The organism is Psychrobacter sp. (assembly GCF_049295055.1).
GTDB lineage: Bacteria > Pseudomonadota > Gammaproteobacteria > Pseudomonadales > Moraxellaceae > Psychrobacter.
Genome location: NZ_JBAQQF010000035.1, coordinates 26912 through 34528 on the forward strand (window position 1 = coordinate 26912; position 7617 = coordinate 34528).

4 protein-coding genes are annotated in these 7617 nt (G+C 41.1%); all 4 read left to right on the top strand.

All coding sequences use genetic code 11. From position 1 onward, the window contains the following. The first annotated feature begins 455 nt into the window (after positions 1 to 455). Positions 456 to 1796, top strand: a complete 1341-nt coding sequence (locus tag WAZ74_RS05130; protein WP_422306477.1) for an MFS transporter — start codon at positions 456 to 458, stop codon at positions 1794 to 1796. 211 nt (positions 1797 to 2007) lie between these two features. Beyond that, on the top strand, positions 2008 to 2646 hold the full coding sequence (coq7, locus tag WAZ74_RS05135) for a 2-polyprenyl-3-methyl-6-methoxy-1,4-benzoquinone monooxygenase (protein ID WP_422306486.1): 639 nt from the start codon (positions 2008 to 2010) through the stop codon (positions 2644 to 2646). 267 nt (positions 2647 to 2913) lie between these two features. Continuing rightward, complete coding sequence (locus tag WAZ74_RS05140; RefSeq protein ID WP_422306479.1) at positions 2914 to 3993, top strand: tetratricopeptide repeat protein; 1080 nt, start codon at positions 2914 to 2916, stop codon at positions 3991 to 3993. A gap of 395 nt (positions 3994 to 4388) precedes the next feature. Further along, complete coding sequence (locus tag WAZ74_RS05145) at positions 4389 to 6920, top strand: esterase/lipase family protein (RefSeq protein WP_422306481.1); 2532 nt, start codon at positions 4389 to 4391, stop codon at positions 6918 to 6920. Positions 6921 to 7617: the final 697 nt, after the last annotated feature.

The following is a 7617-nucleotide window of genomic DNA, read 5'->3' on the forward strand; positions in this document are numbered from 1 at the left end:
GCACACGGCACAAGGTCGCTGAAGGTGGCAACTATCAAGTATTACCGGTGAATAAACTTAGCTCAGTTCACTGAGGTTATTTAATTACGAATCTGCTTATTATTGTTCAAACGATTCTCGCTTGAGCACTACTTTGACTATTATCGCCTAAATAATAGCTCATAATAAACCTTGTAGAATGCTAGCAAGTCTTTGCTAGCGCTCGCTGTTTCAGGCTTTGATCCGCTAAAATTTACAAATCATAACTTAGTTAATTATTAAATCATAGCATTGGGCGCATGTATTTTTACCAAAGCCTTGCTATTATACGGCTTAACATTGATAAAACCTACGCCATATTTGGATAAGTTTTTGATAGCGTTGATAATTCTCGATACTAATGACCGATATACTGACAGCTACGTTATCTGTTTTCTCTCTTATTTATTAGCCGCGACCCATCTGTAGGAATTTTCATGGCCAATCAGTTTCAGTTATTTAAGCGTCGCCGTTTTAGCGCCATGTTTCTTACCCAGTTTTTGGGTGCTTTTAACGACAATATTTTTAAGCAAGCGCTGATATTAGTCCTGACTTACACGGCTGCTAGCCAGCTTGGGGTTGAGGTCAGTATTTTGAATAACTTGGCAGCGATGCTATTTATTTTGCCCTACTTCCTATTTTCAGCGCTCGCAGGGCAAATCGCTGATAAGTTTGAAAAGTCTAAGCTGACACGCTTAACCAAACTGCTTGAGCTGTCAATTATGGTGATAGCAGCAGTAGGCTTTGTATTTGAGTGGTACGCATTATTATTTGTGGCGTTGTTTTTGATGGGCACACAATCGACCTTTTTTGGGCCTATTAAGTATGCCTATTTACCACAAGCGATGAAAGAAGATGAGTTGGTCGGTGCCAATGGTCTATTTCAAATGGGCACGTCACTAGCGATATTACTCGGGATGATTATTGCTGGCGTCCTAACCCAAGTAGCGCAGCCACTATACTGGATTAGCGTAACGGTATTAGTAATAGCGGCATTAGGTTATTTCACCGCACGAGCTATACCAACCATGCCAGCGATGCAGCCTGATTTGAAGATTAACTGGAATATTTTTACCACCAGTGTGGCAACGGTACGCTACTTATATTCGTTACGGTTTTTATTCTTTGTCATTCTAGGTAATAGCTGGTTCTGGTTTTATGGGGCAACATTTTTGACCCAAACGCCTGAATTCAGCAAAGTTATTTTACACGGCGATGAGTCAGTGGTCATTTTTCTGCTGACCTTATTCTCAGTTGGCGTATCCATTGGTTCATTACTCTGTAAAAGACTGACCAAAAATCAGGTCAGCTTACGACTATTACCCTTTGGCATCGCTGGTTTAAGTATTTTTGCTATCGACTTATATTTTTCATTGTCAGGACTATCTATTGATGTCAATTCGGACACTTTAATAGGCATGAGCGAACTATTTAATATCACTGGTAGCTGGCGCGTCTTTATCGATCTGTTCTTTTTAGGCTTTAGTGGCGGCTTATATATCGTGCCTTTATATGCGTCTATGCAGGCGTATGCACCCAAGAGTCATCGCGCGCGCATCGTCGGTGCCAACAATATCTTTAATGCGATATTTATGGTCAGCTCAGCGATTTTTTCTATCATCGTATTAAACAGTTTAGGAATGTCATTACCGCAATTATTTCTAGTTACCGGCTTGCTCAATATTTTCTTTGGGGTGTTTTTATATCTGAAGCTGAATAAGCATATCAAGTATGCAATTATCCAAACTGATGACAATCAACTTAATAGGCATGATTAAAGGGTTGGAAAATTTGAACCACTAGTACTATGACAGATGTCATTATAAGTTGGACGGTCAGCGCATAATTATGATGCCGACAATCCGTATTGTTTGCTATAGTAATGATTTTGAGCAAGTTGTTATCATTGATATGCTTTAAAGTATTGAATAGCAAAATTATATTCTTAGTAAATTTCGTCAAAAAAGCCATCAGGAGTGAATTATGGCCCTGCGTCCCTTATCAAAAATCGATCAATTACTGCTTGGGGTAGACAAGGCATTGCGAGCTGTCGTACCGCATTCGAACCCTAGCACCCGTCCATTGCCTGTGAGCAATGATGAGATTCCTGAGCTGAGTATCACTGAGGCGCGTCATGTCGCAGGCTTGATGCGTATCAATCATACCGGTGAAGTGTGTGCGCAAGGGCTGTATCACGGTCAAGCATTTACGGCAAAAGACGATAACGTTAAACAAGCCATGCAGCAATCCGCTGAAGAAGAAGTTGATCATTTGGTTTGGTGTGAGACGCGTTTGGATGAGCTTGGCAGCCATCCTAGTATTTTCACCCCGTTATGGTACGGCATGTCATTCGGTCTTGGGGCGATAGCAGGTGCCATCTCTAACGAGTTTAGCTTAGGGTTTGTCGCAGAAACAGAAGCGCAAGTTAGCGAACATTTACAAGACCACATCGGACAGCTACCGGCACAAGATCAGCGCTCAAGAGAAATACTGGCGCAAATGGATATTGAGGAATTGCACCATCGCGAGCTAGCGCTTGCCAATGGCGGTGCAGCATTGCCACCACCCGTACGCCACACTATGCGTTGGATGGCCAATCGGATGAAAGCCACGGCTTATCATTTATGATCGTCGATAATCATTGATATAGTAGGCTTTATCCCTTGCTATAACTGCTACAAAGAATGAATCAGTATGGACTTTTAACAATCCTACTACTGATAACATTGATATTAATTTGCTACGGTATTGAAAATTTGTACGATTTTGCCATAACAATTCGATATTATCGCGATATCACTATTAATCAACGGATTTATTAATAGCGATAAAATAAACAAGATAACTAGTAAACATAATTATTAAACATAACGATTAAACAAGGTAACTACTTTTATGAAAGCAATCAGCCAACCGACTAACTCTAACAAATCGCACAAACTTGTGACTTTAACGGCATTAGCTGCAGCATGTGCCATGATGCTGTCTGCTCCTGCGAATGCGGCAGAAGATGGCGCTTCGGCGGCTAACACAACCGTACCAAGTGCAATCGATTCTAGCAAACGTGTGATTCGCCGCGCTACACCTAATTCTTCTATTAATACTACCGCTCAATCTGAAGCACCGTTAAATAGCAATACGGTTGAACAAGGCAGTGCTCAAGCAAACAATGTTCAGCAAACTAACGCGCAACCAACCCGTGTGCCTTTAAACGCGGCTCAAGCGCAAGCTAATCAAGAACTTGAATTCACAGGGACCACTCGGGTTTATGAGCGTGGACCAATGAACACATCAGGTATTGATTTACGTGGCGGTCAGTTGGCAAATATCCCAACGCCACAAGTGCAACTTTCGGATATTAGCTTTGTGCCTACGGTGTTGATATCGCAACAAAACGGCCTTGGTACCGATAAATTAGACGTCAGCCTATTGGATGACTTTATTAAAGACGTATCGCCAAATGCTCGCCATTATCCACCAAATTTTCCTAACCGCACCCAACGTCACAACGCTCGTGAAAAAATCAAAGTAATGACAGAGTGGATTGATACTTATGCCAAATCATCAAATGCCTCGTATGATGTACTACTTCGTGCAGCTAAACTAAATGGTATGGGGCGTAACTTAGATTTGGGCTCTGAATATACGGTACGCGGCGGACAGTATATTGATCGCGCGATCAAAATCAAACCTGACAGTGCTGAGGCCAACTTCATATATGGCTTGATGTTATCAGAAGGCGGCGGTTTTAAAGAAGGGCAAAAATACCTCGATAAAGCAGTCAGTCTAGGCTACACCGAAGCAGAGCAGAGTTTGGCACAGTCAGACTTATTAAGCGATCGTCGTGACAAAGCATTAGAGCGTCTGCGTCGCCTTGAGCAGACTGTCCCTAATAACGCCGTTATCCGTCAACAAATCAAACTAGTTGAAGATGGTAAGTTTTATATTTGGGACATACCGGCACCAAATATGTAAATGTAAATCACTTAAGCACAATGGCTTACGTAAAATATGCCATTAGAAAGGCACCCTCAAACTGTAATCGTAAATAATTTGAGAGTGTGACTCTAGCGTCTTTTTTTATATTGTTACAACGACAATATAAAATAAAGACGCTTTTTTCTGCCTAAAACACACGCTAAGTAAACCACACCTTTATTACTAACTATAGAACACTGTTTTGAATATATTTATATTATTTTGGACAGACTTTATTTATTTCTGTTTAAAAAAATGTATCAATAAAATTTGGTGTTATTTTAATACAAGGCATCAAAACAATAGTCGAACCACAAAAGTTACGTTACACTCATTCTGATTTAATACTCACTTTATTATGCATTCCTGACCATTATTAACTGGAATTACCTATGATTTTTGCTGACCCTGTCAATAATGTGCCGACGCTCACTAATAATAATATGAGACCTATTGCCCTGCTGGCACTGGTATCAGCGATGGTAGTATTGCCTGCTTGTAGCACTGTCTCGGTCAATAAACAGGCGTCCGCAAAGACCATTTCTGCCCAGCGCGGCAATATTGTTACCGATGACAAGTTAAGTAGTGATACTGCATCGGTCTTACTGTCAGCAGGTCTCAATGAGCAAGCCTGTATGCAGCAATTTGACTTGTGCCTAACGCAGTTGAATGACAGTATGCTGAATGAACATTACCGCCCAGCGTTGGCGGTTTTTTCAGAGCTATACTATGCTAAAGCACGCGAGCTGGCAAAGTCGCAAGACTGCCAGAATGCGCTTGCGCGCCCGCCACTTGATCCTTATTATGCCAACGCCTCCTTAGACGATGCAGCTACTGAAGCAAAGCAGAAAAGAACCAATAGCTGCTTAGTGAACTATCAAGGACAGCTATTTGACGCCATTAAATCAAGTTATACGTATTTATTTTACGACAGTTTAGTCCATGATTTTCAAGGAGCAGATAAGGAAAAAGGCAGGACTCGCCAGCAAAATCGTATCCCAAGCGATATCGATATCCAAACCCAAGATATCTATAATGCTGCCAGCAATGACGTGATTACCCAGTTATATCAACCGAAAGGCAGTACCAATAGAATGATGGGCGATATAAAATTGGAGTATCTATCAGTTACGGCAAATAGCATCGATAACAGTGAGCAAGCAGCGATTGCTAATGGAACGCCACTTAGCGGTAAGCCTACCGATCAAGTCAAAGTAATGAAGGTAAAACTAGACAATTATGATCTCAATGTCTATCTGCCCAATGAAAACAACTATCTAAAAAATGCCAATCAACAAACCTCAGCGCTTGCAGACTTGGTCTCGACTTACGAGCTGCGCCTATCTGGACTTAACTCAATCAGCAAACGACCAGGATTGGGTATCAGTTTGGTTGCTTCATTGGACGATCGCTACACCACCACTATCCGTCAGTTATTGGTATCCTCGCTATCAGGTCGATTAAATAAAGAAGACGGTAATGGCAATATGGATAACAATGCACGAAACAAGGCACAGGGTAATACACAGGAGAATGACGCTAGCTCGCGCATTTATCCTACCGGACATTTACTGATGACTGGGTTGATTAAGCCCACTGGTGATAGTGTGCTCGGCACTCTCAGTAGTGAGGAGCTTGATATAAATTTGTACAATCCTTACCGCAGTGAGAGTGCCAATATTTTAGGCGACGACTATCCACTTGCAGCCAACTTCTCTGCCGGTTATGGATTATGGCTGGCAGAAAACCAACTCGACGGTGTCGGCTATTTAAACCTCATTACTCGCCAAAAAGAAGCCAACCTACCAAAACTCTTTATGCTCGAGCCTTATGACCCTGATAAACGAGTGATTATCATGCTGCATGGTTTGGCTTCGAGTCCAGCAACGTGGGTCAATTTAACCAACGATATTTTTAATGACGATAAGTTACGCAATAACTATCAAGTATGGCAAATATTTTATCCAACCAACTTACCTATTTTAGAAAATCGCTACCAAATCCAAGAATTAATCAGCAGTACTTATCAGCAGACCGACCCTAAAGGACAAAATCTCGCCAGCAAAAACAGCGTCATTATCAGCCATAGTATGGGTGGTATCATTGCTCGCATGATGCTGTCTGATGATAATTTGGCGAACAATTTGGATGCCTTGGACGACAAGGATTTACTGGCTAATAGCAGCCAACGTCAGGTCGATGCGATGCTCAAACAAGCGCTTACCAATAAAGAGCTGCGTAACCGGTTTGAGTTAAACGCCCTACCGCAAGTCGACACAGCGGTATTCTTATCCTCGCCTTTTCGAGGTACCGACTATGCCGATCGCTGGTTTACTCGCGCCTTACGTCGCATTATTTACCTACCCGTTGGTTTAGTAAAAACCGTGACGGATAATTTAGCGACTATTGCCATCCAAGGTGACTTGGCGAATAATCCATTAGGGGCACTATATCTGCAAAATGGCGCCAGTCAATTGAGTGATAAATCCTCTTTTATTCAATTAACTAAAGACATCAGTATTAACAATCGTATTACTTATCATTCGATAATCGCCAATAATGATGCCGATATCACTAGAGGCCTTGCGGAAATGCAACCAGCAGGGGTTAAACTTGATTTATCGCAAGAAATTGTAGAGGATAAAGGTAGTGCAATCGAAGCTATTGATACAAGCAATACCGATGATGCAAGCGCTGATACAGATGCGTTGTCAAGTGAAGCGCTTGTCGCCGCTGTCACAGTCGATGGAGAAATTAGCCAAGCGTTAACCTCACGTTTATCAGATGGTATCGTGCCCTATACCAGCGCGCATCTTGATGGCGCAACGTCGGAGACTGTCATTAATGGTGGTCATAGTATTCAATCAAATCCACAAACTATCCTGACACTGAGACGAATTTTACATCAGCAGTTAAAAAATTAGCCCAAATATTTTTTATAAGCACTATTTTTATAATATGCATTAAACAACTATAGTCAGTCCTAGATAAAAAAAGTATCTCTATTATCAGGCGCTACTGGTATAAATTTTCCTTGCTTGCTATGCCTGCGCAGACAGAGGCTGCGCAAAATTGATCTCAGTAGCGCTGTATTTATTTAATAGTAGATTGATTATTTGATTAAAAAATGTTTTTTTAGATTACTCTTATGTGTCTATTGATAACCTTACTTAAACAATGGCTATTACTTGAAATTACATTGAATAATATTGTTAATCAATTATGACTAATAGGTGTGTATTAATAAGCTCACCTAACTTGCGTGTACGCATGGTCAGGCGCATAATACTTGAACAGTAAATATTATTAACACTGTCATAGAATACATAATTTATAGTTTATAAGGATATGAACTGTTTAATCTAACTAAATAGTAGCGATTCGAGCTATTTTAGTTAAAATGTTATCTAAACGACAATAATGCTAAATAACACTTAGCCATTGTCCGTAGCACGTATCGTCCTGATTGATGGACCGCTACGGACAGTTACTTGAGCGTATCATGGAAGCTAGCGCTATTCAGCTAACAGATAAGGGTAACCGTTTATGTTCGCTACATTTATGATCAGTCAGCTTGATGCGCTGATGCTCGCGCGAATTCAATTTGCTTTTGTTATCTCA